We start from the raw sequence: 23,819 nt of genomic DNA, 5'->3' as shown, positions 1-23,819 counted from the left end.
CCATGCGTTTCCGCCATAAAATGACGATGTGAGCCGCGCCCAAACGCGCGGCAAGATGCGCCCCACCCGGCTTGCCGCCCAATCCGCGCGGGCCATGCCGGCAGGCGCAGCGCCTTTCTGGTTCCGCCCGGCGCGCCCCAGGTTCACGCCTGAAGCGCGCCGGCCGTTCAACTCTCACCGATGCAGGCGCGCACGCGCCCACAAGGCCTGACATGACTACCGCACTCGACCAGCTCAAGCAGTACACCACCGTCGTCGCCGATACGGGCGACTTCCAGCAATTCGTGCAGTACAAGCCGCAGGACGCGACGACCAACCCGTCGCTGATCCTCAAGGCGGTCCAGAAAGCCGAGTACCGTCCGCTGCTCGAAAAAACCGTGCGCGATCACGCGAGCGAATCGCTCGAGTCGATCATCGACCATCTGCTGATCGCGTTCGGCACCGAAATCCTCAAGATCATTCCGGGCCGCGTCTCGACCGAAGTCGACGCCCGCCTCTCGTTCGACACGAAAAGGTCGATCGACAAGGCGCACCACATCATCGACCTGTACAAGCAGGCCGGCATCGGGCGCGAGCGCGTGCTGATCAAGCTCGCCTCCACCTGGGAAGGCATCCGCGCCGCCGAAGCGCTGCAAAAGGACGGCATCCGCTGCAACATGACGCTGCTGTTCTCGCTCGCCCAGGCCGCCGCCTGCGCCGAAGCGGGCGCGCAGCTCATCTCGCCGTTCGTGGGCCGCATCTACGACTGGTACAAGAAGGCCAAGGGCGCCGACTGGGACGACGCGAAGGACGGCGGCGCGAACGACCCCGGCGTGCAGTCGGTGCGCAAGATCTACGCGTACTACAAGAAGTTCGGCCACAAGACCGAGGTGATGGGCGCGAGCTTCCGCAACACGAGCCAGATCGTCGAGCTGGCCGGCTGCGACCTGCTCACCATCAGCCCGGACCTGCTGCAGAAGCTCCACGACAGCAACGAGAAGGTCGAGCGCAAGCTCTCGCCGGAAGCGTTCAAGGACGCGAAGATCGAGCGCGTGGCCGTGGACGAGCCGTCGTTCCGCTTCCAGCTCAACGACGACGCCATGGCGACCGAAAAGCTCGCCGAAGGCATCCGCGCGTTCGCCGCTGACGCAATCAAGCTCGAAAAGATGATCGAAGAGCTGCGCGCGAAGTAATGCGCAGGCGCGCCATGCAGCGCGCATCGCAGTATCGATGACCGAGGGCCGCACATGGCGCATGTGCGGCCCTTTGTGTTACGGCGCGGACTGCAACGACCGTTCCCGTCTGCACTCTCGCAAACCCTGACGACACACCGCTCGGTCACGTCATCGTGCGCGCCTAGAATCAGGGCAGCGGCGCAACCCGCCGCACGATCCGGCCCCGTGCACACCCTCGCACGGAATCGCATGATAAAGGCCGGCCAACGTCCCGTCCGCAAGGAAACCGACGATGCAAATCCAGCCCTATCTCTTTTACCCCGGCAACTGCGACGAAGCGATCGCGTTCTATGGCGAAGCGCTCGGCGCGAAAGAAGTGATCAAGATGCGCTTCAAGGAAGCGCCGCCGGACCCCGCGCGCGCCATGCCGCCCGAATTCGCCGAAAAGATCATGCACGCGACGCTCCAGATCGGCGACGCGCAAATCATGGTGTCCGACGGCGGCTGCATGACGCAGAACGACAAGTTCCTCGGCTTCGGCGTCTCGCTGACCGGCTCCGACCTCGCCACGGCCGAACGCTACTTCGACGCGCTGGCCAAAGGCGGCACGGTCACGATGCCGTTCCAGAAGACCTTCTGGTCGCCCGGCTTCGGCATGCTGACCGACAAGTTCGGCGTGCCGTGGATGGTCTCGGCGCCGCACGACCAGCCCGCCTGATCCATCGCTGCCACGCCTGGAGGAGCGCGCCCGGCGTCACACCATGCGGTGTGTCGCGGCGCGCTCGATGTTCCAGCGCGGCTCGGTCTCGAGCAGGAGCGCGCGCAGGCGCTCCACCTGCTCCTCCACACGCAGGCTGAGCCAGTAGGGTCCCTGCATCCGCGGCTCGGGGCAGCCCTGCGGCTCGCCCTGCATGCTTTCGTTGACGGGCTCGGCCGCCCGGTCGCCCTCGCCACTGCCCTCTCCCCGCGCCGCCACCGTGCGCAGCGCCTGCTGCGCCGCCTCGGGGTGACGCCCGCCGCCAAAGCGCAGCGCCCGCGCCGTGGCGAGCAGCGCCCGGCGCACGGTCTCGCTGCGCTCGGCGAACGCCACGCGCACTAGCGCCTGCTCATAGCTGCCCGTGCCCGTACAGAGCATCTCCAGCGCGCTCAGCAGCGAGCGATGCAGACGCTGCACCTGTTCGAGCCGCGCGAGCGGCACGTCGATCTCCTTGGCGACCGAGGGCATCAGCGCGCGCAGTTGCACGAGCCGCGCGTTCAGGCGCATGAAGGTCTGCACCTGCTCGTCGGTGTCGACGTGCACGCCGCCCGCCACCCGCGCGTACACGCGCGCGCATTCGCGCAGATTGTCGGCGAGGCTGTAGCGCCACGAATACGTCGCGTGCAGCGGCAAGGCAAACGAAAACACGAGCGCGATCACGATGCCGAGAATCACGTTGAGCGTGCGCCAGAGGCCCGTATCGATGAGGTTGTCGCCGTGCCCCGCGACGATGCACATGGTGATGGCGGCCAGCAGCGCGACATAGCCCGGCTTGCCGATGGCGTAGTAGCCGCACACGGCGGCGACGAGCGACATCAGCACGTAAGTGAGCCACAGGGAACCGGTAACGGCCTGCACGACGATGAGCACGAGCCCGATCACGGCGCCGAGCAGCGTGCCGAGCGCGCGTTCGGCGGCCTTCTTGCGGATGTTGCCCTGGTGCTGCAGCCCGCCGATCACGACGAGCAGCGTGACCGACGCCCAGATACCGTGCGGAATATGGATGCCCGACGTCGCGAGAATCGAGGCGAGCATGGCGAGACCCACGCGCACGCTGTGGATCACCTTGGCGTTGCGGTAGCGATAGTACGGCGAGGCCAACGCGCGCCACATGCGCGCGAGACGCGAGCGGCGGCGCGGCGCTCGCAGGTGTTGCGCGCCGCTGCGCCCGGATCGGGAACGGGATTCGGTTTGGGACGAGGCCATGGCACGGGCTGGACGTGAGCCGGATCAGCGATCATCGTGCACCAGAAAAACAAATGCCCGCAACTGTGTGTTGCGGGCATCGGAAAAAAACAAGCACGGCGCAAGCCCGGCGGCATGCGCCGGGCATGAGCGGATCAGCCCTCGACGACGTCGAGATAGTCTTCCGGCCGCGTGCGATCCGCGCCCTTCTGCATGCCGACCACGTGCACGAGCGCCGACACGACGATCGCGACCACGAGGTTCACGATCAGCGACCACACCGCGGCGTAGCCCGGAATCGCCATGCCGAACAGGTGGATCGTGAAGATCGAGCCCTTCAACTGCAGCGAGATCGCCATCCACGTGCCCGTGGCAATGCCGGCCGCCCACCCGATCAGCAAACCGCGGTAGTCGAGCATGCGCGTGTAGAGACCGAGCACGATGGCGGGCAGCGTCTGGATGATCCAGATACCGCCGAGCAGCTGCAGCTGGATCGCGTACGTGAGCGGCAGGCCCAGGATGAACGCCACCGCACCGACCTTCACGATCAGCGAGACCAGCTTGGCGATGTTGGTCTCCTGCTCGTGATTCATGTTGCGGTTGATGAACTCCTTGTGGATGTTGCGCGTGTAGAGGTTGGCCGCTGCAATCGACATGATCGCGGCGGGCACCAGCGCGCCGATACCGATGGCTGCGAACGCCACCCCCACGAACCACGACGGGAAGAAGTGCAGGAACAGCGCCGGCACCGCGAAGTTCGGACCGAAGGCCTTGAAGTACGGCGCGAACTCCGGCATGTCCTTCACGCCCGCGGCGAGCGCCATGTAGCCGAGCAGTGCGAGCAGACCGAGCACCAGCGAGTACGCCGGCAGCATCGCCATGTTGCGGCGGATGGTGTTGCCCGACGACGACGACAGAATTGCCGTGACCGAGTGCGGGTACAGGAACAGCGCGAGCGCCGACCCCACCGCCAGTGTCGCGTAGGCGCTATAGCCGTTCAGACTCGTGGCGTCCGGCGACTTGAGCAGCAGCTTGGCCGGCGGCACTGCGCCGAAGATGTGGCCGAAGCCGCCCATCTGCGCGGGAATCACGATGATCGCGACGATGATCGTGATGTAGATGAGGATGTCCTTCACCACGGCGATCATGGCCGGCGCGCGCAGGCCCGACGTGTACGTGTACGCGGCGAGAATCGCGAACGCGATGATGAGCGGCAGGTCGCCGACGAAGCCCGTCGTGTCGAAGCCGAGTGCGCCGATCACCACTTCGATACCCACCAGCTGCAGCGCGATATACGGCATGGTCGCGACGATGCCCGTCACGGCAATGGCGAGCCCGAGCATGCGGCTGCCGTAGCGCGCGCTCACGAAGTCGGCCGAGGTCACGTACTGATGGCGTTTAGCGACGGCCCAGAGCTTCGGGAACACGACGAACGCGAACGGATAGATCAGGATCGTGTACGGCAGCGCGAAGAAACCCGTTGCGCCCGCACCGAACACGAGCGCCGGCACGGCGACGAAGGTGTACGCGGTGTAGAGATCCCCGCCGAGCAGGAACCAGGTGACGATCGTGCCGAAGCGGCGGCCGCCGAGGCCCCACTCTTCGAGATGCGCGAGATCGCCCTTGCGCCAGCGTGCGGCAAAGAAGCCGAGCACCGTGACGCCGAGGAAGAACAGAATAAAGACTGCGGTTGCTGTGACGTTCATTGCGCGCCCCCTTCATCGCCCTTGTTGCGGGTCTTCGTCTTGAAGTAGACGAGCGCGGTAATGGCAGCGCTGATCAGCACCCAGAGAAGCTGATACCAGTAGAAAAACGGGAAGTCCCACAAAGTGGGCTCGATCTTGTTGTACGACGGCACCCAGATCATCGCGATCCAGGGCAGCAGCAAAAGCCACAGCCAATGCTTGCTTGGTTTTCCGGCGTCGGCGTCGTGAGCCATGACGTCTCCTCGTTGCTTATGTAGTTATGCGGCCTTGCTTTGTCTGCGGTCCGCCGCCCGGCGTGAGGCGGCCGATGGCCTCACAGACGGATAATCCGCAAGGTCCCCGAAAGCGCTGAAAAGAGTATCGAGGCCACGCCGCACGGTCAAGCAGGGCGGACCCCAATTCCGAGGACGTTGTCAAGAGCCAACGGCTTGCGCCGCGTCGTGATAATTGCCCGGAAATGCGCTATGCAGGCGAGCAGGCGAAAAAAAACCGGCCCAGGGATGCCCCTGAAGCCGGTTTTCCGTGCCGCAACGGCATTGCTGCCGTTCGCGCGGATCAGATCGAGAACGTTGCGCCGTGCTGGCCGCTCGATTCGCGCAGCGCTTTGACCCACTGGTGCGCCGGCAGGCCGAGCTTGCTTTCGAGCAGGCGCGCGCGCTTTTCGAGCGCATCGAAGGAGACCTCGAGCGCCGGGCCCGAGAACGCGAGCGCGACGCGATTGCCTTCGTGCACTTCGGGCAGCGCGATCACGCGGCCTTCGAAGGCTTCGTTCAGGCGCTTCATGTTGCGCACGAAGCTCGGGTGGTCGCCGAACAGGTTGATGGTCGCGACGCCGGCATCGGTCAGGCAGGCGCGCACGGCGCGGTAGAACGCCACGCTGTCGAGCACCGGGCCACGCGCGGTCGCGTCGTACACGTCGATCTGCAGCGCGCCGATAGTGCCGTGATTGGCGCGATCCTGCACGAAGTCCCACGCGTCGAGTTCGCGCACGGTGAGGCGCGCGTCGTCGTACGGCAGGTCGAACATCGTGCGCGCGGCCACCACGACCGCCGGATTCAGCTCGATCGCCTCGACCTTCGCGGGACGCAGATAGCGGTGCGCGAACTTGGTGAGGGCGGCGGCGCCCAGACCCAGTTGCACGATGCGCTCGGGCGTGGCGAGGAACAGCAGCCAGGCCATCATCTGCTGCGCGTATTCCAGTTCGATGTGCAGCGGCTTCGCCAGACGCATCGCGCCCTGCACCCACTCCGTGCCGAAGTGCAGATAGCGCACGCCGTTCTCTTCCGAGAACGTGACCGGCGCGAAACGCGGCTTGCGCGGCGCTTCGATGACCGGGGCGTTGTCGAGTTCGTCGGCGTCGGCAGCGGCCGCGGTGCGGCGCGGGCGCTTCGTGACCTTTGCGGTCTTGCTCGCGGTCTCGCCCGATTGCGTCGCGTTGCCGGTTTGCTTGAATGCGCGGGCCTCGGCGGAGGCTCGCTTGATGAGAGTCGTCATGTAGAAAATCGCTTGCTGTGAGGACGCAAATGCAGGTGCATTTGCTCAGGCGACCGAGAGCATAGCATTCGCGGCGCTTCGAGCCGGATTTGGCAGGCACTTCGCGCGCCTCGCCCGCACGGTCTCGTGTCCCCGCGGTACGGGCGTGCTCCTCGGCGGGCGCGGGACCATGCTAGCGCGGCGAGGTCGCAGCGCGCTTGCGTCTGTGTGCGCCAGCACGCATACGCGCATCGGGGTCGCCTGTGAACGTGCCCAATGCGCGCCATTGCACGAGTTTCGCCGCGAAGTTCATCGACGCATACGCAGGACTGCTGGACGGCAGGCGCAGAATCGTCATGGGCCGCGCAGGCGCGCCAAGAATGCGCTCACCGATACGCGCCGCCGTGCCGCCGTTGAACGCGATCGCTTCGAGGGCCGGCAGGCGCTCGACGAGCGCAACGAGATCGTTGCCCTCGTGATCGCGGATATCGCCATCGAGACTGCCCTCGCGGCGCGCCTGCGCCACGACGTCCCACAGGCCCACGCGATGCGCACGCAGCGCTTGTAGCCGCGCTTCGTACTCCATCGCCACGAGATCCTCGCCGATCACCTCGCCCACGAGATGCCAGAAGCGGTTCTGCTTGTGCGCGTAGTACTGCTGATGCGCGAGCGACGCCTCGCCCGGCAAGCTGCCGAGAATGAGCACACGCGTATGCGCATCGACGACGGGATCGAAGCAGCGCTTGAAAGTCATGGCAACGGACGCGGCACGTTCAACGCGACGCGTGATGCGCGCGCGAGGCGGTGTGATCGAGCGGGCCGCGTTCGCGTCCGAGATGCACGCCGGTTTCTTGCGCCAAAGGCCCGCTTGCAAGGCGCGACCACAGCGCGGGCAGCATGCATTCGGTCACGAGCAGCGGCGCGCCTGCGCGCTCGAATACCGAGCGGCGCGCGACGAACGCATGCGGCGTGTGCGTCGGCTCGAGCACGAGCTCGCGCGCCGCGAGTGGGTAGAGCGGATGCCGCGCGCTCACGCGCCGGCTCACGAGCGCGGAGCGCGCCACACCGCTATCGCTATAGAGCAGCTCAGCGAGCGGCCGCGTGCGCAAGCGGCGCATGGCCTGCCACACCCCTTGACTCGCGGCGAGCGGCGTCACGCTGTGCGCGGCGACGAACGGCACGCCATCGACTTCGAGCACGATCTCGCGCACCCACGCGCGCTCGCGCGGCGCGAGTCCAAGTGCGGCGCACTCATCGGGCCAGGGCAGGTCGACGGTTTCGCGCGTGACCCGCACCACGACGTGGCCGAGCGTGCGCAAATGCGCCGTGAGCGAACCGCCGCGCGTGAGCCAGTCCTTCTGGTCGGCGCTCAAGGCGGGCAAGGGCGTGACGCGCCAGTGCGCGTTAGCGGCATCGAATCGAAGAGGCATGGCGCGCATTATAGGCTGCGAGGATTTCAGTTCGCTGCGAGCGCGGCGCGCAAAAGAAAAACCCCTTGCAGCGCTTAGCCGCAAGGGGTTTTGCTCATGCAAAACCGCGCGCGTTAACCGGCGCGGGCAATCAGCAATGCGTTCGTACGCTTGACGAAGCTGGCCGGATCTTCCAGCGCGCCGCCTTCCGCCAGCAACGCCTGATCGAACAGGAGATTGCACCAGTCGCCGAAGTCCGCGCTATCGGTGCGCAGCGCCTTCACGAGCGGATGCTCCGGGTTCACTTCGAGGATCGGCTGCATCTGCGGCGCATTTTGTCCCGCCGCCTTCAGCATACGCTGCAGGTAGCCGCTCATGTCGCCTTCGTCGGCCACGAGGCACGAGGGCGAATCGGTCAGGCGGAACGTGAGGCGCACGTCCTTGGCCTTGTCCTTGAGCGCTTCCTTCATGTGCTCGACGAGCGGCTTGAGCGCTTCGCTCACCTTCTCCTGCTGCTGCTTTTCCTCGTCGTTGAGCGCGCCCAGGTCGAGGTCGCCGCGCGCCACGCTCGCGAGCGGCTTGCCGTCGAACTCGTTCAGGAACGACAGCATCCACTCGTCTACGCGGTCCGTGAGGAGCAGCACTTCCACGCCCTTCTTGCGGAACACTTCGAGGTGCGGGCTGTGGGTCGCGCCTTGCCACGTGTCGGCGGTGACGTAGTAGATCTTCGTCTGCTCGGGCTTCATGCGCGCAACGTAGTCGGCGAGCGTGACGGTCTGCTCGTTCGTGTCGTTGTGCGTCGATGCGAAACGCGCGAGCTTCGCCACGCGCTCGCGATTGGCATGATCCTCGCCGATGCCTTCCTTGAGCACCTGGCCGAACTCGGTCCAGAACGTCGCGTACTTCGCCTTGTCCTCTTCGCTTGCTTCGGCGTCCGTCACAGCGTTGGCCATCTCTTCGAGCATCGACAGCACGCGCTTGGTCACGCCGTCGCGAATCGCCTTGACGTCGCGGCTTTCCTGAAGGATTTCGCGCGAGACGTTGAGCGGCAGATCGCTCGAATCGACCACGCCCTTCACGAAGCGCAGATAGTTCGGCAGCAGCTGCTCGGCGTCGTCCATGATGAACACGCGCTTCACGTAAAGCTTCAGACCGCTCTTGTGATCGCGATTCCACAGGTCGAACGGCGCATGCGACGGCACGTAAAGCAGCTGCGTATATTCGCTGCGGCCTTCCACGCGGTTATGCGTCCACGCGAGCGGGTTCTGATGGTCGTGCGCGAGGTGCTGATAGAACTGCTGATACTGCTCGTCGCTGATCTCGCTCTTCGAACGCGTCCACAGCGCGCTCGCCTGGTTGATGGTCTCGTACTCGTCCTTCGTGACCATCTCGCTCTTTTCGGCGTCCCATTCTTCCTTCTTCATCTCGATGGGCAGGCCGACGTGATCCGAATACTTCTGGATGATCGACTTGATCTTCCACGCGGAAAGCAGCTCTTCCTCGCCTTCGCGCAGATGCAGCGTGATCGTCGTGCCGCGCTGCGCGCGCTCGATCGTCTCGACGGCGAACTCGCCCTCGCCCGCGCTCGTCCAGCGCACGCCTTCGGCGGCCGTCAGGCCCGCGCGGCGGCTTTCCACGGTGATCTTGTCCGCGACGATGAAGCCCGAATAGAAGCCCACGCCGAACTGGCCGATCAGCGCCGCGTCCTTCTGCTGGTCGCCCGAGAGCTTGCCGAAGAATTCCTTCGTGCCCGAGCGCGCGATCGTACCGAGGTGCGACACGGCTTCGTCGTGGCTCATGCCGATGCCGTTGTCGTCGATCGTGATGGTGCGCGCTTCCTTGTCGAAGCCCACGCGGATACGCAGGTTCGGATCGTTCTCGTAGAGCGCGCTGTTGGCGATTGCCTCGAAGCGCAGCTTGTCCGCCGCGTCCGATGCGTTCGAGATCAGCTCGCGCAGGAAGATTTCCTTGTTGCTGTACAGCGAATGGATCATCAGGTGCAGAAGCTGTTTCACTTCTGCCTGGAAGCTCATGGTTTCTTGTGCCATGCTCGAGAGTCCTCTTTCGTTGCAGTTCTAGTCTGACAAATTTGTGGCCGCGAGTTCGAGGCAATTCGCATCGCGGCGCGCCGCCCGCCCAGTTGGGGACAGACGGCGCCGGTTTCAAGAGCCGCCGCCCGCGAATTCACGTTTGCGCGCCGCCGCCGCGCCGGGCCACGCCCTCGAGGTAGTCGGCGAGGAACGCGGGCAGCGCCGGGTCGCCGCAGTTGGCGATGTTGAAGCGCATCCACGTGGTGGGCGACTGGTGCGGCGAGAACAGGCTCCCCGGCGTGAGCAGAAAGCCCGCTTCGTGGCCCGCCGCGGTGAGCGCGTCCGCGTCGACGCCGGTGTCGGCCCACAGGAACATGCCGGCGCCCGGCGCCGCGAAGAGCCGCAAGCCCGCACGCTCCAGCATGCGCGCGGCCTTGTCGCGCACGCCATCGAGCCGCCCGCGCAGGCGCTCCACGTGACGACGGTAGTGGCCCTCCGTGAGCACGCGGTAGAGCACGCGCTCGTTGAGCTCCGGACTCGTCATGCCGACGAGCATTTTCTGGTCCGCCACCGCCTGGGTCACGTCGAGCGCGCTCGCGATATAGCCCACGCGCAGGTTCGGCGCGAGCGTCTTCGAAAAGCTGCCGAGGTAGATCACGCGGCGAAGCTGGTCGAGGCTCGCGAGGCGCGTGGCCGGGTAGCCCGCCGGGCAGAGGTCGCCGTAGATATCGTCTTCCACGACGATGAAGTCGTACTGTTCGGCAAGCCGCAGAATGCGGAACGCCTGCGCGGCGGTCAGCGAGGTGCCCGTGGGGTTTTGCAGCACCGAATTGATGACGAGCATCCTCGGCCGCCAGGTCTCGACCAGCGCTTCGAGCGCGTCGAGGTCCGGACCTTCGGGCGTGTACGGCATGCCGACGAGCCGCGCGCCCTGCGAGGCGAAGCGCCCGAACATCTGGAACCACGCGGGGTCGCCCACGATCACCGTGTCGCCGGGCTGCACGTAGATGCGCGCGAGCAGGTCGATCGCCTGGGTGATGCCCGACACGAGCACGATCTGCTCGGGCGTCGCGCCGATCTCGAGTTCCGCCATGCGCGTCTGGAGCTGCTGGCGCAGCGGCAGGAAGCCTTGCGGCGAGCCGAAGCCGAGCAGTTGCGTGCCGCTCTGGCGGCCAAGCGAGCGCATCGCGCCGGTCAGCAGTTCGCCGTCCAGCCAGCGCGCGGGCAGATAGCCCAGACCCGGCCCTTTTTCCGGCCGCGTGGACGTGTGAAGCATGTTGCGCAGCAGCCAGACCACGTCGATGGTGGGTGGCGCGGGGGCGGCAACCACGTCGGCGCGCGCCGGGACGCCCGCGGCCACCGGCTGGCGTTCGCCGCCCGCCACGAGCGCCAGCCGCTCGCGCACGTAAAAGCCGGAACCGCGCCGCGAGTCGAGGTAGCCCTGCGCGACCAGACGCTCGTACGCCTCGACCACGGTGAAGCGCGACACGCCCTTGTCGAGCGCGAGCTTGCGGATGGACGGCATGCGCATGCCGGGGCGGAACACGCGCTCCTCGATGCGGCGGCGGCCCCACTGCACGAGCTGGTCGACGAGCGTGAGCGTGGCCGCGTCGTGCGGAGCGGGAATCTGGTCTAGCGGTACGGAGGACATGAGGACTCCCTGAACTCGAACTGTACAGAGCACTATCGGGCCGATTGTACCGTTACTGTCTGCAGCCATACCGGTACATTTGATCGCATGCGTACCGGTATGGATGCGGTAGCGGCGTCGGCACACTGTTCAGGCGCACGCGCCTGCCCTCTTTCTTCCGGCCCCTGGAAACTTCTGGCTCCGCTCGCCCGCCCATGAACGCCTCGCCGCTTCGCCTCGATCATCTCGTCGTTGCCGCGCGCACGCTGGAAGAAGGCGTGCAGTACGTGAGCGACGCGCTCGGCGTCGCGCCCGCCGGCGGCGGCGCGCACCCGCTCATGCGCACCCACAACCGTCTACTCGGGCTGTGGGGCGGCGCGTATCTGGAAGTGATCGCCGTCGATCCGGCCGCGAAAAGTGGAACAAGCAGCGACGCGAACGCCCGCGCGCGCCTGTTCGCGCTCGACGACCCTGCCGTAGAGGCGCGCCTCGAACAGGGGCCGTACCTCTCGCATTGGGTGGCACGCGTCGATCCGCCGAAGCGCCTCGCGCGCTGGCGCGAGCAGTATCCCCAGCGCATTCCCGCGCTCGTGCCGATGACGCGCGGCGACTTCTGCTGGCAGCTCACGGTGCCGGAAGACGGCGCCTTCCCGTCCTGGCAAGGCGCGGGCGACGGCATTCTGCCCTCGCTGATCCAGTGGGACACGGCGCATCATCCGTCGCAGGTGCTGGCCGATACCGGCATCGCGCTCACCTCGCTCACCGGCTTTCACCCCGAGGCGCAAGCGGCGCGCGAGCAGTTGCAGTGGCTCGGCGCGGCGCACCTGATCGCCGTGGAGGAAGCCCTCTCGCCCGCGCTCGTCGCGCAGTTCGAAACCCCGTCCGGTCCGCGCACGCTCGGCGCGCCGGAACGTTGATCCGTCGAGCGCAAAGTCCCGGATGAAAGCACGCGAAACCCAAGGCATGCTGCTCGGCCTCGTCGGCGTCATGATCTTCAGCCTCACGCTGCCGATGACGCGCATCGTCGTCGCCGAATTCCACCCGCTTTTGAACGGCCTCGGCCGCGCGCTCGCCGCCGCCGTGCCGGCCGCGCTGCTGCTCGCCATCCGTCGCGAGAAATGGCCCACGTGGCCGCAGGTCAAGAGCCTCGCCGTGGTGTCGCTTGGCGTGATCGTCGCGTTTCCGGTGTTTTCCGCCTTCGCGATGAAGACCGTGCCGGCCTCGCACGGCGCCATCGTCAACGGCCTGCAGCCGCTCGCCGTGGCGATCTACGCCGCGTGGCTCTCGCACGAGCGGCCCTCGAAGGCGTTCTGGGCCAGCGCGCTGATCGGCAGCGCGCTCGTGGTCGCGTTCGCGCTCCAGGCGGGCGGCGGCTCGCTGCATGCGGGCGACGCATGGATGCTCATCGCGGTGGGCATCGGCGCGCTCGGCTACGCCGAAGGCGCGCGCCTTGCGCGCCAGCTCGGCGGCTGGCAGGTGATCTGCTGGGCGCTCGTGCTCTCGGCGCCGTTCCTCGTGTTGCCGGTGGGCTGGCTCGCGTGGGCGCATCACGTGGCGCATCCCGGCCCCGTCGCGCTCAAGACCTGGCTCGCCTTCGGCTACGTCACGCTGTTTTCGCAGTTCATCGGCTTTTTCGCGTGGTACGCGGGGCTCGCCATGGGCGGCACGGCACGCGTGGGCCAGGTGCAGCTGCTGCAGATTTTCTTCACGATGGCGTTCTCGGCACTCTTTTTCGGCGAGCAGGTCGCGCCCTCGGCATGGCTCTATGCCGCCGCGGTGATCGCTACGGTCGTGCTGGGCCGCCGCGCGGCAATCCGCACGGCCCCCGCGCCAGCACGCGCATGAGCCGGTTTCGCGTCATAATTCAAGGTTTTCGGCGGCATCCGGCGGCGCGCGATCGCGCCCCATGCCGCCACTGAATCCGTCACTCGCCTCACCCCAACAAGGAGACCCCATGGACCAGAGCGATCTCAAGGCCGCGCCCGCGTGGCAACTGTCCGAGCGTGCAATCAAGCTGACCAGCTCGGCGATTCGCGAAATCCTGAAGGTCACCGAGCGTCCCGAAGTCATTTCGTTCGCGGGCGGCCTGCCCGCGCCGGCCAGCTTCCCGGCCGAGGAAATGCGCGCCGCGGCCGACCGCATCCTGCGCGACGACCCCTCGGGCGCCCTCCAGTACAGCGCGACCGAAGGCTATATGCCGCTGCGCGAATGGATTGCCGCGCGCCACTCGGTGGGCGGCGTGACCGTGCGTCCCTCGCAGGTGCTCATCACCACGGGTTCGCAGCAGGCGCTCGACCTGATCGGCAAGGTGCTGGTCTGCCCCAATAGCCCCGTGCTCGTGGAAACGCCCACCTACCTCGGCGCGCTGCAGTCGTTCTCGCTTTACGAGCCGAAGTACGTCCAGGTCCCGACCGACGAGAAGGGCCTCGTGCCCGAAGGCCTGACGCCCGAGCTCACGGCCGGCGCGCGTCTGCTCTACGCGATCCCGAACTTCCAGAACCCCACGGGCCGCCGCCTGCCGCTCGAGCGCCGCCAGGCGCTCGCGGAGTTCGCGAAGCACTCGCCCTTCCCCGTGATCGAAGACGACCCCTACGGCGCGCTGCTCTACGCGGGCGAACCGCTGCCGACCGTGCACTCGCTCGCGCCCGAGCATGTCGTGCATCTGGGCTCGTTCTCGAAGATCCTGGCCCCGGGCCTGCGCGTGGGCTACATCATCGCGCCGGAAGACCTGCACTTCAAGCTCGTGCAGGCCAAGCAGGCCACCGACCTGCACACGCCGAGCTTCACGCAGCGCATCGTCTACGAGGTGGTGAAGGACGGCTTCCTCGACACGCACATCCCGAAGGTGCGCGCGCTCTATCGCGACCAGTGCGAGGCGATGCTCGACTCGCTCAAGCGCAACATGCCCGAAGGCGTGAGCTGGAACCGCCCCGAAGGCGGCATGTTCATCTGGGTGACGCTGCCCTCGAACATCGACAGCATGAAGCTGCTGGCCGAAGCCGTCGCGCAGAACGTGGCCTTCGTGCCCGGCGCACCGTTCTTCGCCGACGAGCCGCAACACAACAAGCTGCGCCTGTCGTTCGTCACGGTGCCGCCCGCGAAGATCGAAGAAGGCGTCGCGAAGCTCGCGGCCCTGATCCGCGCGCACGCCTGATACATGCCTGGCATGGCGCCAGGCTTTTTCCGACTCAACACCCGAACGAGGAATCCTGATCATGGCTGACATCAACATTTACGACCGTCTCGAACAGCTCGGCATCACCCTGCCCCAGGCAGGCGCGCCCGCCGCGGCCTACGTGATGAGCGCCCAAAGCGGCAACACGGTGTACCTGTCGGGTCACATCGCCAAGAAGGACGGCAAGGTGTGGGCCGGCAAGCTGGGCGAGTCGCTCACGACCGAAGAAGGCCAAGCCGCCGCGCGCTCGATCGCGATCGACCTGCTCGCCACGCTGCACGCCCACACGGGCGACCTCAACAAGGTCAAGCGCGTGGTCAAGCTCATGAGCCTCGTGAATTCGACGCTCACCTTCACCGAGCAGCACGTCGTCACGAACGGCGCTTCGGAGCTGATCGCCGACGTGTTCGGCGAGAAGGGCAAGCACGCGCGCTCGGCCTTCGGCGTCGCGCAGATTCCGCTTGGCGCATGCGTCGAGATCGAGCTGATCGCCGAAGTCGAGTAAGCCGCATCGGCGACCTTTGGTAACGTGCGCGGACCGGCATCGAGGTCCGCGCGCGGCCCCGCATTTTCTGTTGTGCGTTCGCGCAACCTGGCGCGCCTCTTGCGCCGCTCTCCCCCTTCCACGATCGTCCCGCCATGACCCAGCCCAGCGTCCGCTTCAAACAGGTCGACGTCTTCACGTCGGTACCCTTCAAGGGCAACCCGCTCGCCGTGGTGTTCGACGCCGACGGCTTGAGCGGCGACGAGATGCAGGCCATCGCGCGCTGGACCAATCTCTCGGAAACCAGCTTCCTGCTCGCTCCCGCCGACGCGCGCGCCGACTATCGCGTGCGCATCTTCACGACCAAGGGCGAGTTGCCGTTCGCGGGCCATCCGACGCTCGGCACGGCGCACGCGTTCCTCGAAAGCGGCCGCGCGCCGAAGACGCCCGGCCGCCTCGTGCAGGAATGCGGCGCGGGTCTCATCAATCTGGCCGCCGCGGAGAACGGCGCATGGGCCTTCGCCGCGCCGCCCGCGCGCGTGACGCCGCTCGCCGCCGCACAGTTCGACGCATTGCGCACGGCGCTGCGCTCGGAAGCCATCGACTTCTCAGCGGCGCCCTGCGGCGTCGACAACGGCGCGCCCTGGCTCGTCGTGCGCCTCGCGTCGGCGCAAGCGGTGCTCGCGCTCGACGTCGACTACGAAGCGATCGAAGCCGTTGCCGCGAGCGTGGGTGCACATGGCGTGGCCGCCTACGGCCCGCACGAGGCCGATGGTCCCGCAACCTTCGAAGTGCGCTGCCTCATGACCGGGCTCGGCAAGGGCGAAGACCCCGTCACCGGCAGCGCGAACGCCGCCATCGCCATGCTGCTCGAACAGCAGAACCGGCGTCCGGGCGCACGCTATACGGTGCGTCAAGGCACGGCGCTCGGCCGCGACGGGCGCGTGCGCGTCGACTATGACGATGCGGCGAAAAAGATCTGGATTGGCGGCCACTCGGTGACGGTCGTCGACGGGACCTGCCGGCTCGGCTAAGCGCCCGCAGCAGCACCGCCGCTTCATGCAAGGTGCATCGACCACGATGCACCGCCTCGCAGCTATGCACCGCACATGGGCATTGCACGCGCGTTGAGGCGACCCTCGCGTATACCCGAGGGACCACAGCTTCCTTAATCATTCCCCAACCAGTAATATCGAAACATCGGACGCACGACGCGTCCGGCGTGCATTGCGCGCGCAATGCACGTATTCCCCCAGCCATCCGCTATTCATGCCGCCGACTCAACCGAGCGCATCCTCGCCGTTCCGGCCGCCGCATCCGCGGTGTGAGTTCACGCGCCTACGGCGGCCGCGATGAGCACCACGCGGGGTCCGTTCTCGCGCGATTCGAGCCTGCGCAACGCGCCTGGCCCGGCCTACACGCGTCCGCGCGCGCTGCTCGCCATTCCGCTGCTCGGCGTGCTGGTGCTCGTGCTGCTGTGGGCGGTCATCTTCACGCGTCTCTCAGTCGAGAAGGAAGCGACCATGCGCGAGGCCACGGCCTCGGCGGCGATCCTCTCGGCGGCGCTCGAACAGCACACCGTCAAGGCGATCCACCAGGTCGACCAGATCACGCGCTTCGTGAAGTACGAGTTCGAAAAGTCGCCGGGCCGCTTCGATCTCGGCAGCACGGTCGAAAAGGGCGTGGTGCAGAGCGACTCGCTCGTGCAGGTGTCGATCATCGACGAGCACGGCACGCTCGTCGCCAACACGGCCGACCCGAATCCCAAGCCCATCGACCTCTCGGACCGCGAGCACTTCAAGGTGCACGAGCACGAGAACGACGACCAGCTCTATATCAGCAAGCCGGTGCTCGGCCGCGTGTCCGGCCACTGGACCCTGCAGATGACGCGCCGCCTCAATCACCCGGACGGCTCGTTCGCAGGCGTCGTCGTGGTTTCTGAGGACCCGAGCTACTTCACGAGCGACTTCTACAACAACGCCGCGATCGGCCGCGACGGCGTGATCGCCGTGATCTCGGACAGCGGCGCCGTGCTCGCGCGCCGCACGGGCAGCGCCGAGCGCGCGAACGGCACGTTCTCCGCGAGCGGCGTGTATCCGATTTCCGAGCATGTGTCGGGCACCTACGTCGACCCGATCGATCACGTCACGCGCATCGTCTCGTACCGCCATATCGATGGCTATCCGCTCGCCGTGCTGGTCGGTCTCTCGCAGGCCGAGGAATTCGCCGACTACAACCACACGCGCGACGTCTACCTGATGATGGCGACGTTCATCTCGCTCGCCATGCTCTCGTTCTTCGCCGTGGCCACGGGACTGATCGGCAAGCTGCTCGGGCGCGAACGCGAGATGTCGCAGCTCGTGCAGTACGACCTGCTCACGGGCCTGCCCAACCGCTACGCCACGCTGCAGCGTCTGCGCCATGAAGTCTCGCAGCCGGGCAACCTCGGGCGGCTCGCCATCCTCTTCATCGACCTCGACAACTTCAAGACGGTCAACGACACGCTCGGCCACAACGCCGGCGACATCGTGCTGCAGATGAGCGCCGCGCGCCTCGCCGACGCCGTGGGCGGCGCGGGCACGCTCGCGCGCATCGGCGGCGACGAGTTCGTGGTGATCGTGAAGGGCGACGACATCGAAAAACGCGCCATCGCGCTCGCCGAAGCCACCAACGCCGCGTTCACGCATCCGTTCGACGTGCGCGGCAGCGCCTTCGTACTGCACGCGAGCACGGGCATCGCGCTCTTCGCGGTCGCGCACGAAAGCGAAATCGATCTGCTCAAGAAGGCCGACCTCGCGATGTATGCCGCGAAGGAAGCCGGACGCAACTGCTTTCGCTTCTACTCGCCGCAGCTCGCCCACCGCGCCGACCACCTGATGAAGTGGGAGCAGCAGCTGCGTGTGGCGCTCGCCGAAGACCAGCTCTTTCTCGCCTACCAGCCGAAGATCGATCTGCGCCGGCGCTGCATCACGGGCTTCGAGGCGCTCGTGCGCTGGAACCATCCGCAATACGGGCTCATTCCTGCGGGCGAATTCATTCCCGTGGCCGAATCCACGGGCCTCATCGTGCCGGTCGGCGACTTCGTGATCCGCACCGCGTGCGCGCAACTCGCGCAGTGGCAGCAGCAGGGCTACGAGTCGCTTACGCTCGCCATCAACATCTCGGCGGTGCAGTTCTGGCGAGGCGACCTGTACGAGACCGTGGCGCGCGCCATCGAGGAAACCGGCATTGCCGCGCACCGGCTCGAACTCGAGATCACCGAAACCGCGATGATGGAGTACCCGGAGCTGGTATCGGAGAAGATCTTCGCGCTCAAGCGCCTTGGCGTGCGCGTCGCGCTCGACGACTTCGGCACCGGTTATTCGTCGCTCTCCTACCTGAACCGCTTCGCCGTCGACACGCTCAAGGTCGACCGCTCGTTCGTGCAGGCCATCCCTGCCGACCGCAGCGTGTGCGTGATGGTCTCGGCGATCGTCAATCTCGCGCGCTCGCTCGGGCTCACGGTAGTCGTCGAGGGCACCGAAACCGAAGAGCAGATCGCGTGGCTCTCCGCGCTCGGCCCGATCGAGGCGCAGGGCTTCCTGTTCTCGCGCCCCGTGCCCGTGGAAGGCGTGGCCGCGCTGATCGAGCGCTTCGGCGTGTGCAGCGCGACGCAGCCGGCGGGCACGCAAGCCGCACGCGAAGATCGCCGCAACGAGCGCCTGAGCGACGCGCCGCAATCGCGCTGACGCCTCGCGATCGCGCGAGTTGCGCATTGTCCACGCGTTTTCCAGTGAGTTGCGCGAACCGCGTGCCTTCGCGCACAGACCCGCACGGACTTTCGCACGCATGATGCAGCCATGCAAACCCGCACCGACGAAGCGATCGCGGCGCCAATCCGCGACCACCACGAACCGCTCCTCACACTCTTTCGCGTCGTGCTGACCGTCTCCGCGGTCTCATGGGGCGGCCTCGCGCTCATGGCGCAACTCGAGCAGCATTACGTGGAGCGCGAAGCGCGTCTCACGCAAACCGCGTTCTCGGATCTGGTAGCACTCGCCTGGATGGTGCCGGGGCCGGTGGGCTGCAACGTCGCGGTGCAACTCGGCCATGCGCTGCGCGGACGCGCGGGCGCCTGGATCGCCGGCGTGGCGAGCGTGCTGCCCTTCTTCGCGCTGATGACGCTGTTCGCCATTTTCTACCGCACGCCGCTCGTGCATGCGGTCGCCTCGCGCACGCTGCTCGACCATTTCAGCGTGGTGCTCGCGATGCTGATCGGCGTGACCTGGTATCGGCAAACGCGTGCGCTCGTGCGCGGCCCGCTCGAATGGGGCGTGGCGCTCGCGGCCTGCGCCGCCCTCGCGCTCGCGGCGAGCGGCGCGGCCTACGTGGCGATTCTGCTCGTCGCGTTTGCCGCGGGCTGGCTCGCGAGCCCGGTGCGTTCGCAGCGGCTCGAGTTGCGCGTGACGCGGCGCGACGTGCAGTTGCTCGCCGCGCTGGCCGCATTGATCGTCGTGTTCGCGCTGCCGCTGCCGCATGCGCTCGACTCGGCGCTGCTCTGGCCGCGTCTCGCGGGTGCGGGCATGACGCTGTTCGGCGGCGGCTTTTCGGCGCTGCCCGTGTTGAAAACGCTGTTCGTCACGCCCGCGGTCGGCATCACCAACGACGACTTCACGCTGGCGTTCACGCTCTCGCCGCTTTCGCCGGGGCCGCTCCTGAACGTGGTGCCGTTCTTTGGCTATCTCGTCGATGGCTGGGTAGGCGCGCTCGTCGCCACGCTCGCGCTGTTCGTGCCGTCGGGCTGCCTCGTCGTGCTCGCGCGGCGGCACCTGCACCGCATGAAGGCGAACCCGCGCTTCGAGCACGCCATGCGGGTGCTGCGCGCCGCGACCACGGCGTTCCTCGCGATCGCCGTCTGGCATATCGCACGGCACGTGCCGCTGCATCTTTCCTATCTGCTGACGGCCGTCTTCTCGGCGATGTGCTTCGGCAAGCTCAAACTCCCCGCTTACGCGGTCTACGCGACGGTAGGACTCGCGTGCGGGGCGTGGCTGCTGCTGGCCTGAAGCGCGCGTTCACGCGCTGATCAGCGCGCTCCCGCAAAGCCGCCGAAGAACGCCCGCGCGTTGTCTTCGAGGCTATCGAGGTGATAGCCGCCTTCCTGCACGATCACCGAAGGCAGGCCGAGCGCGCCGATCGCCGTGCCGAGCCGGCCGAAGCCTTCGGTGGTGACGGCGACCTTCGACTGCGGATCGTCCTTGTAGATGTCGAAGCCGAGCGCCAGCACGAGTGCGTCCGGTTCGAAGCGCCTGAGCACGCGCAGCGCCGCTTCCACGCGCTCGAAGAAGTCGGCTTCGGATGCGCCATGCGGCATCGGCAGATTGACGTTGTAGCCCTCGCCCGCACCGTTGCCACGCTCGTCCTCGTAGCCCGCCACCACGGGATAGAAGTTGGTCGGGTCGCCGTGGATCGAGATGTAGAGCACGTCGCTGCGGCCGTAGAAGATCTCCTGGACGCCCTGGCCGTGGTGCATGTCGGTGTCGAGGATCGCCACGCGCTCGAAGCGGCTGCGCAGCGACTGCGCCGCGATGGCCGCGTTGTTCAGATAGCAGAAGCCGCCCGCCGCGTCCGCGCGGGCATGATGGCCTGGCGGACGCGAGAGCGCATACGACTCGCGCGCGCCCTCGTTCACGCATGCGGCGGCCGCCAGCGCGCTTTGCGCCGACCAGTAGGCCGCGCGCCAGGTGTTCGCACCGATGGGGCAACTGCCGTCCGCGAGATAGCGCGCCGCCTGCGCGAGCACGCCGCGCAGCGGATTCGGCTCGCGCACGTAGATGTTCGACATCACCTCTTCGCCCCAATCTTCGGGCACGCGCTTCCATTCGGTGTGCGCGTCCTCGAGAAAACGCAGATAGTTCATGTCGTGCACGGCGGCGATGGGCGCGGTGCCGAAGTCGGCGGGCGCCTGCACGTCGAAGCCGAGCGAGCGCGCCGCGGCAACCAGATGCTCGGCACGCTGCGGCACTTCCTGCGGCGCGCGCAACTGGCCGCGCGAGAAATAGGCGCGCGGATGGTGCAGCAGCTGATCGGGGTGAAACCAGGTTTTCATGTTCAGTTCTCCTTCTATTTCTTTTACGCGTCGGCCGCGTTTTCCACTTCAACAGCCAGGCGCATGCCCGCCCGCGCCGCGACGGCGTTCAGCAGCACGTTCGCGCCGGCCGTGATGTCTTCCGGCAGAGCGTCCTCGGCTTCGTTGTGCGACAGGCCGTCCACGCAGGGAATGAACACCATCGCGGTCGGGCAGTAGCGCGCGAGGTGGATCGCGTCGTGGCCCGCACCGCTCACGATACGCTCGTGCGGATAACCGCAGCGCGCCGTTGCCTGCGCGACCAGCTCGACGCACTGCGCGTCGAACGGCGTGGCAGGGCTCGTCCAGCAATGCGCGATCTGCACGCCGAGGCCGCGCTGTGCGGCCACGTCCGCGCATAGCTTGCGCAAGTCGCGCTCCATCGCGTCGAGTTGCGCATCGTCGGGATGGCGCAGATCGACGGTGAACGTCAGGTTCGCCGCGATCGTGTTGCGCGACGCGTTCGCGATCTGCGCCTGGCCGATCGTCACCAGACCGAGCGGTGCGTAGCGCGCCATGGTGCGTTCGATCTCGAGCGACATCTGCGCCGCGCCGAACCACGCATCCTTGCGGTAGCGCATCGGCGTCGTGCCCGCGTGCGCGGCCACGCCCGTGACACTCACGTCGAACCAGCGGATCGCCTGGCCGCCCGTCACGATGCCGATGGTCGTCTCGTTCGCCTCCAGAATCGGGCCCTGCTCGATGTGGGCTTCGAAGTACGCGTCGACGGCCACGCCTTGCACGGCACGCGTGCCGCGCGCGCTACAGGCGTCGAGCGCGGCGCCGAGCGTCACGCCGTCGGCGTCCGTGCGCGCCAGGGCGTCCGCCAGCGTCATCGCGCCCGCGAACACCGCCGAGCCCAGCATCGCCGGCGTGAAGCGCGCGCCCTCCTCGTTGGTCCACGAGCAAATCTCGATGGGTTTCACGGTGCGTGCGCCCGCGTCGTTGAGCGCGCGCACGACTTCGAGCGCCGCGAGCACGCCGTAGACGCCGTCGAAGCGGCCGCCTTCGGGCTGCGTGTCGAGGTGGCTGCCCATCACCACCGGCGCGGCCTGCGGGTCATCGCCTTCGCGGCGCGCGAACAGGTTGCCCACTTCGTCGGTCCACACCGTCATGCCCGCCTCGCGGCACCAGCGCGCGAACAGCTCGCGCCCGCGCCGGTCTTCTTCGGTGAGCGCAAGGCGGCGCACGCCGCCGCCCGCCGTCGCGCCGATGCGCGCCATCTCCATGAGGCTCGCCCACAGGCGCGGGCCGTCGATCTGCAAAAGGTCTTTCATCGGTCCATCCATTTCAGTCGAACTATTCGAATACCTGAACAACATCAGCGCGTGCTCAGCGCCTCGGCGGGCGCCTCGTCAAGCGCATGCTGGTGACGGCGCGCGTCGAGCGCGACGATGCACAGCAGCGAAACGCCCGCGAGGCACGTATAGAACACGGCGAGCGGCCACCACTGACCCACATAGCGATGCGCGAGCCACGTGCCGACGAGCGGCGTGAGGCCGCCCGCGATCGCGCCGCACACCTGGTAGGAGAGCGAAATCGCGGAGTAGCGCACGCGCGTGGGGAACACGCCGGAAACGAAGCCTGCGATCACCGAATAGAAGCTCGCCATGCAGACCACGGCGATCGCGATGCCGATCACCATCGGCACGACCTTGCCGCTTTGCACGAGCACGAACATCGGATACGGCGAAAGCATCGCGGCGAGCGCCGCGCACTTGAGGAAGCGTGCGCCGCCCATGCGTTCGGCGAGCCAAGCGGCGAGCGGCTGCACGAGGAACTGGATGATCGCGACCGCGAACAGGCAGTCGAGAATCAGCGAGCGCGTGATGCCGACGTACTGCGTGGTGTAGGCGATCATGAACGTGTTGGTGAAGTACACGCCCGCAATGCCGATGGTATTCGCGCCGATGCACAGCAGCACGAGGCCCCATGCCGAGCGGAACACTTCGGCGACGGGCAGCTTGAGCGTGCGGCGCTGGTCCTTGAGCTTCTCGAACTCGGGCGACTCGTTCACGCCGAGCCGGATCATGATGCCGACCACGAGCAGCACCGCCGACACGAGAAACGGCAGACGCCAGCCCCACGAGAGAAAGTCGGCCTTGTCGAGCGACGTGACCGAGCGGAACGCGAGCAGCGAGAGAATCAGGCCCGCCGGCGAACCCAGTTGCGCGAACGACGCGAAGAAGGTGCGGCGGCCTTCGGGCGCATGCTCGCCCGCCATCAGCACCGCGCCGCCCCACTCACCGCCCACGGCGATGCCCTGCACCACGCGCAGCAGCACGAGCAGCACCGGCGCGAGCATCCCCACGCTCGCATACGAAGGCAGCAGGCCGACGCAAACGGTCGCGACGCCCATCATCATCAGCGTGGTCATGAGCGCCTTCTTGCGGCCGATGCGGTCGCCGAGATGGCCGAAGATCAGGCCGCCGAGCGGACGCGCGAAGAACCCGACGGCGAAGGTCGCGAACGACGCCATCGTGCTCACGAAGCGGTCTTCAGAAGGGAAATACAGCTCGCCGAACACGAGCGCGGCGGCCGTGGCGTAGATGTAGAAGTCGTACCACTCGATCATCGTGCCGATGAACGCCGCGGCGGCGGCGCGCACCGGTTGCCGGGTGCTGGGTTGTGGGTTGGCCATGCGTTGGTCTCCTTCAGGCTTCAGGCGCGTTTGGGATGCGTTTGTGTTGCATGCACGCTTTATCGCCAG

The 23,819-nt window shown here is 67.1% G+C and carries 20 protein-coding genes; 9 read left to right on the top strand and 11 right to left on the bottom strand.

What is annotated here, in order from left to right:
- Positions 1 to 212: 212 nt before the first annotated feature.
- The gene (gene tal / locus AB4Y35_RS12150; protein ID WP_342920989.1) at positions 213 to 1,172 is read left to right on the top strand and encodes a transaldolase; all 960 of its coding nucleotides are present in this window, start codon (positions 213 to 215) and stop codon (positions 1,170 to 1,172) included.
- 274 nt (positions 1,173 to 1,446) lie between these two features.
- Positions 1,447 to 1,872 (top strand): VOC family protein, encoded by a 426-nt coding sequence (locus AB4Y35_RS12145; RefSeq protein ID WP_368704557.1) that lies wholly within the window; start codon positions 1,447 to 1,449, stop codon positions 1,870 to 1,872.
- 36 nt (positions 1,873 to 1,908) lie between these two features.
- On the opposite strand, the gene AB4Y35_RS12140 is transcribed toward AB4Y35_RS12145, so the two are convergent.
- The 8 genes from AB4Y35_RS12140 to AB4Y35_RS12105 all read right to left on the bottom strand — a co-directional run bounded on the left by AB4Y35_RS12140 (position 1,909) and on the right by AB4Y35_RS12105 (position 11,365).
- Entirely contained in the window at positions 1,909 to 3,024 is a 1,116-nt protein-coding gene (locus AB4Y35_RS12140) for an FUSC family protein (RefSeq protein ID WP_368704660.1), read from the bottom strand.
- 227 nt (positions 3,025 to 3,251) lie between these two features.
- Entirely contained in the window at positions 3,252 to 4,802 is a 1,551-nt protein-coding gene (gene mctP, locus AB4Y35_RS12135) for a monocarboxylate uptake permease MctP (RefSeq protein WP_368690890.1), read from the bottom strand.
- On the bottom strand, positions 4,799 to 5,035 hold the full coding sequence (locus tag AB4Y35_RS12130; RefSeq protein WP_133181977.1) for a DUF3311 domain-containing protein: 237 nt from the start codon (positions 5,033 to 5,035) through the stop codon (positions 4,799 to 4,801). Before AB4Y35_RS12130 ends, mctP begins: the two co-directional genes overlap by 4 nt.
- Before the next feature lie 322 nt (positions 5,036 to 5,357).
- Complete coding sequence (locus AB4Y35_RS12125) at positions 5,358 to 6,296, bottom strand: spermidine synthase (protein ID WP_368704556.1); 939 nt, start codon at positions 6,294 to 6,296, stop codon at positions 5,358 to 5,360.
- Between the two features lie 172 nt (positions 6,297 to 6,468).
- Positions 6,469 to 7,029 (bottom strand): DNA-deoxyinosine glycosylase, encoded by a 561-nt coding sequence (locus AB4Y35_RS12120; RefSeq protein ID WP_368704555.1) that lies wholly within the window; start codon positions 7,027 to 7,029, stop codon positions 6,469 to 6,471.
- A gap of 19 nt (positions 7,030 to 7,048) precedes the next feature.
- Positions 7,049 to 7,705 (bottom strand): chorismate lyase, encoded by a 657-nt coding sequence (locus AB4Y35_RS12115; protein ID WP_368704554.1) that lies wholly within the window; start codon positions 7,703 to 7,705, stop codon positions 7,049 to 7,051.
- A gap of 113 nt (positions 7,706 to 7,818) precedes the next feature.
- Positions 7,819 to 9,732 (bottom strand): molecular chaperone HtpG, encoded by a 1,914-nt coding sequence (htpG, locus tag AB4Y35_RS12110; protein WP_368704553.1) that lies wholly within the window; start codon positions 9,730 to 9,732, stop codon positions 7,819 to 7,821.
- 136 nt (positions 9,733 to 9,868) lie between these two features.
- Positions 9,869 to 11,365, bottom strand: coding sequence for a PLP-dependent aminotransferase family protein (locus AB4Y35_RS12105; protein ID WP_368704552.1), 1,497 nt, complete (start codon positions 11,363 to 11,365; stop codon positions 9,869 to 9,871).
- A 194-nt stretch (positions 11,366 to 11,559) separates the two neighbouring features.
- On the opposite strand from AB4Y35_RS12105, the gene AB4Y35_RS12100 reads away from it, so the two are divergent.
- The 7 genes from AB4Y35_RS12100 (at position 11,560) to AB4Y35_RS12070 (ending at position 20,048) form a co-directional block, all read left to right on the top strand.
- Complete coding sequence (locus AB4Y35_RS12100; RefSeq protein ID WP_368704551.1) at positions 11,560 to 12,261, top strand: VOC family protein; 702 nt, start codon at positions 11,560 to 11,562, stop codon at positions 12,259 to 12,261.
- A gap of 22 nt (positions 12,262 to 12,283) precedes the next feature.
- Positions 12,284 to 13,189 (top strand): DMT family transporter, encoded by a 906-nt coding sequence (locus AB4Y35_RS12095; RefSeq protein ID WP_368704550.1) that lies wholly within the window; start codon positions 12,284 to 12,286, stop codon positions 13,187 to 13,189.
- A 109-nt stretch (positions 13,190 to 13,298) separates the two neighbouring features.
- On the top strand, positions 13,299 to 14,498 hold the full coding sequence (locus tag AB4Y35_RS12090) for a PLP-dependent aminotransferase family protein (RefSeq protein WP_069265376.1): 1,200 nt from the start codon (positions 13,299 to 13,301) through the stop codon (positions 14,496 to 14,498).
- Between the two features lie 61 nt (positions 14,499 to 14,559).
- Complete coding sequence (locus AB4Y35_RS12085; RefSeq protein ID WP_324161575.1) at positions 14,560 to 15,024, top strand: RidA family protein; 465 nt, start codon at positions 14,560 to 14,562, stop codon at positions 15,022 to 15,024.
- 134 nt (positions 15,025 to 15,158) lie between these two features.
- On the top strand, positions 15,159 to 16,037 hold the full coding sequence (locus AB4Y35_RS12080; protein ID WP_368704549.1) for a PhzF family phenazine biosynthesis protein: 879 nt from the start codon (positions 15,159 to 15,161) through the stop codon (positions 16,035 to 16,037).
- 318 nt (positions 16,038 to 16,355) lie between these two features.
- Positions 16,356 to 18,731, top strand: a complete 2,376-nt coding sequence (locus AB4Y35_RS12075; RefSeq protein ID WP_321929378.1) for an EAL domain-containing protein — start codon at positions 16,356 to 16,358, stop codon at positions 18,729 to 18,731.
- A 111-nt stretch (positions 18,732 to 18,842) separates the two neighbouring features.
- Positions 18,843 to 20,048, top strand: coding sequence for a chromate transporter (locus AB4Y35_RS12070; RefSeq protein ID WP_368704548.1), 1,206 nt, complete (start codon positions 18,843 to 18,845; stop codon positions 20,046 to 20,048).
- A gap of 20 nt (positions 20,049 to 20,068) precedes the next feature.
- Here the strand turns inward: AB4Y35_RS12070 and AB4Y35_RS12065 are convergent, their stop codons facing one another.
- Genes AB4Y35_RS12065 through AB4Y35_RS12055 form a run of 3 tightly spaced genes read right to left on the bottom strand, consistent with a single transcriptional unit; the run spans position 20,069 to position 23,750 of the window.
- On the bottom strand, positions 20,069 to 21,091 hold the full coding sequence (locus tag AB4Y35_RS12065) for a histone deacetylase family protein (RefSeq protein WP_368704547.1): 1,023 nt from the start codon (positions 21,089 to 21,091) through the stop codon (positions 20,069 to 20,071).
- 23 nt (positions 21,092 to 21,114) lie between these two features.
- The gene (locus tag AB4Y35_RS12060) at positions 21,115 to 22,386 is read right to left on the bottom strand and encodes a Zn-dependent hydrolase (protein ID WP_368704546.1); all 1,272 of its coding nucleotides are present in this window, start codon (positions 22,384 to 22,386) and stop codon (positions 21,115 to 21,117) included.
- A gap of 44 nt (positions 22,387 to 22,430) precedes the next feature.
- Positions 22,431 to 23,750 (bottom strand): MFS transporter, encoded by a 1,320-nt coding sequence (locus AB4Y35_RS12055; RefSeq protein ID WP_368704545.1) that lies wholly within the window; start codon positions 23,748 to 23,750, stop codon positions 22,431 to 22,433.
- Positions 23,751 to 23,819 lie beyond the last annotated feature (69 nt).

Origin of the sequence: Paraburkholderia sp. EG286A, from assembly GCF_040965375.1 — a bacterium.
In the GTDB taxonomy this organism is placed as follows: domain Bacteria; phylum Pseudomonadota; class Gammaproteobacteria; order Burkholderiales; family Burkholderiaceae; genus Paraburkholderia.
The sequence above is the reverse complement of the archived record's forward strand: the minus strand, read 5'-3'. Positions and strand labels throughout refer to the sequence as shown.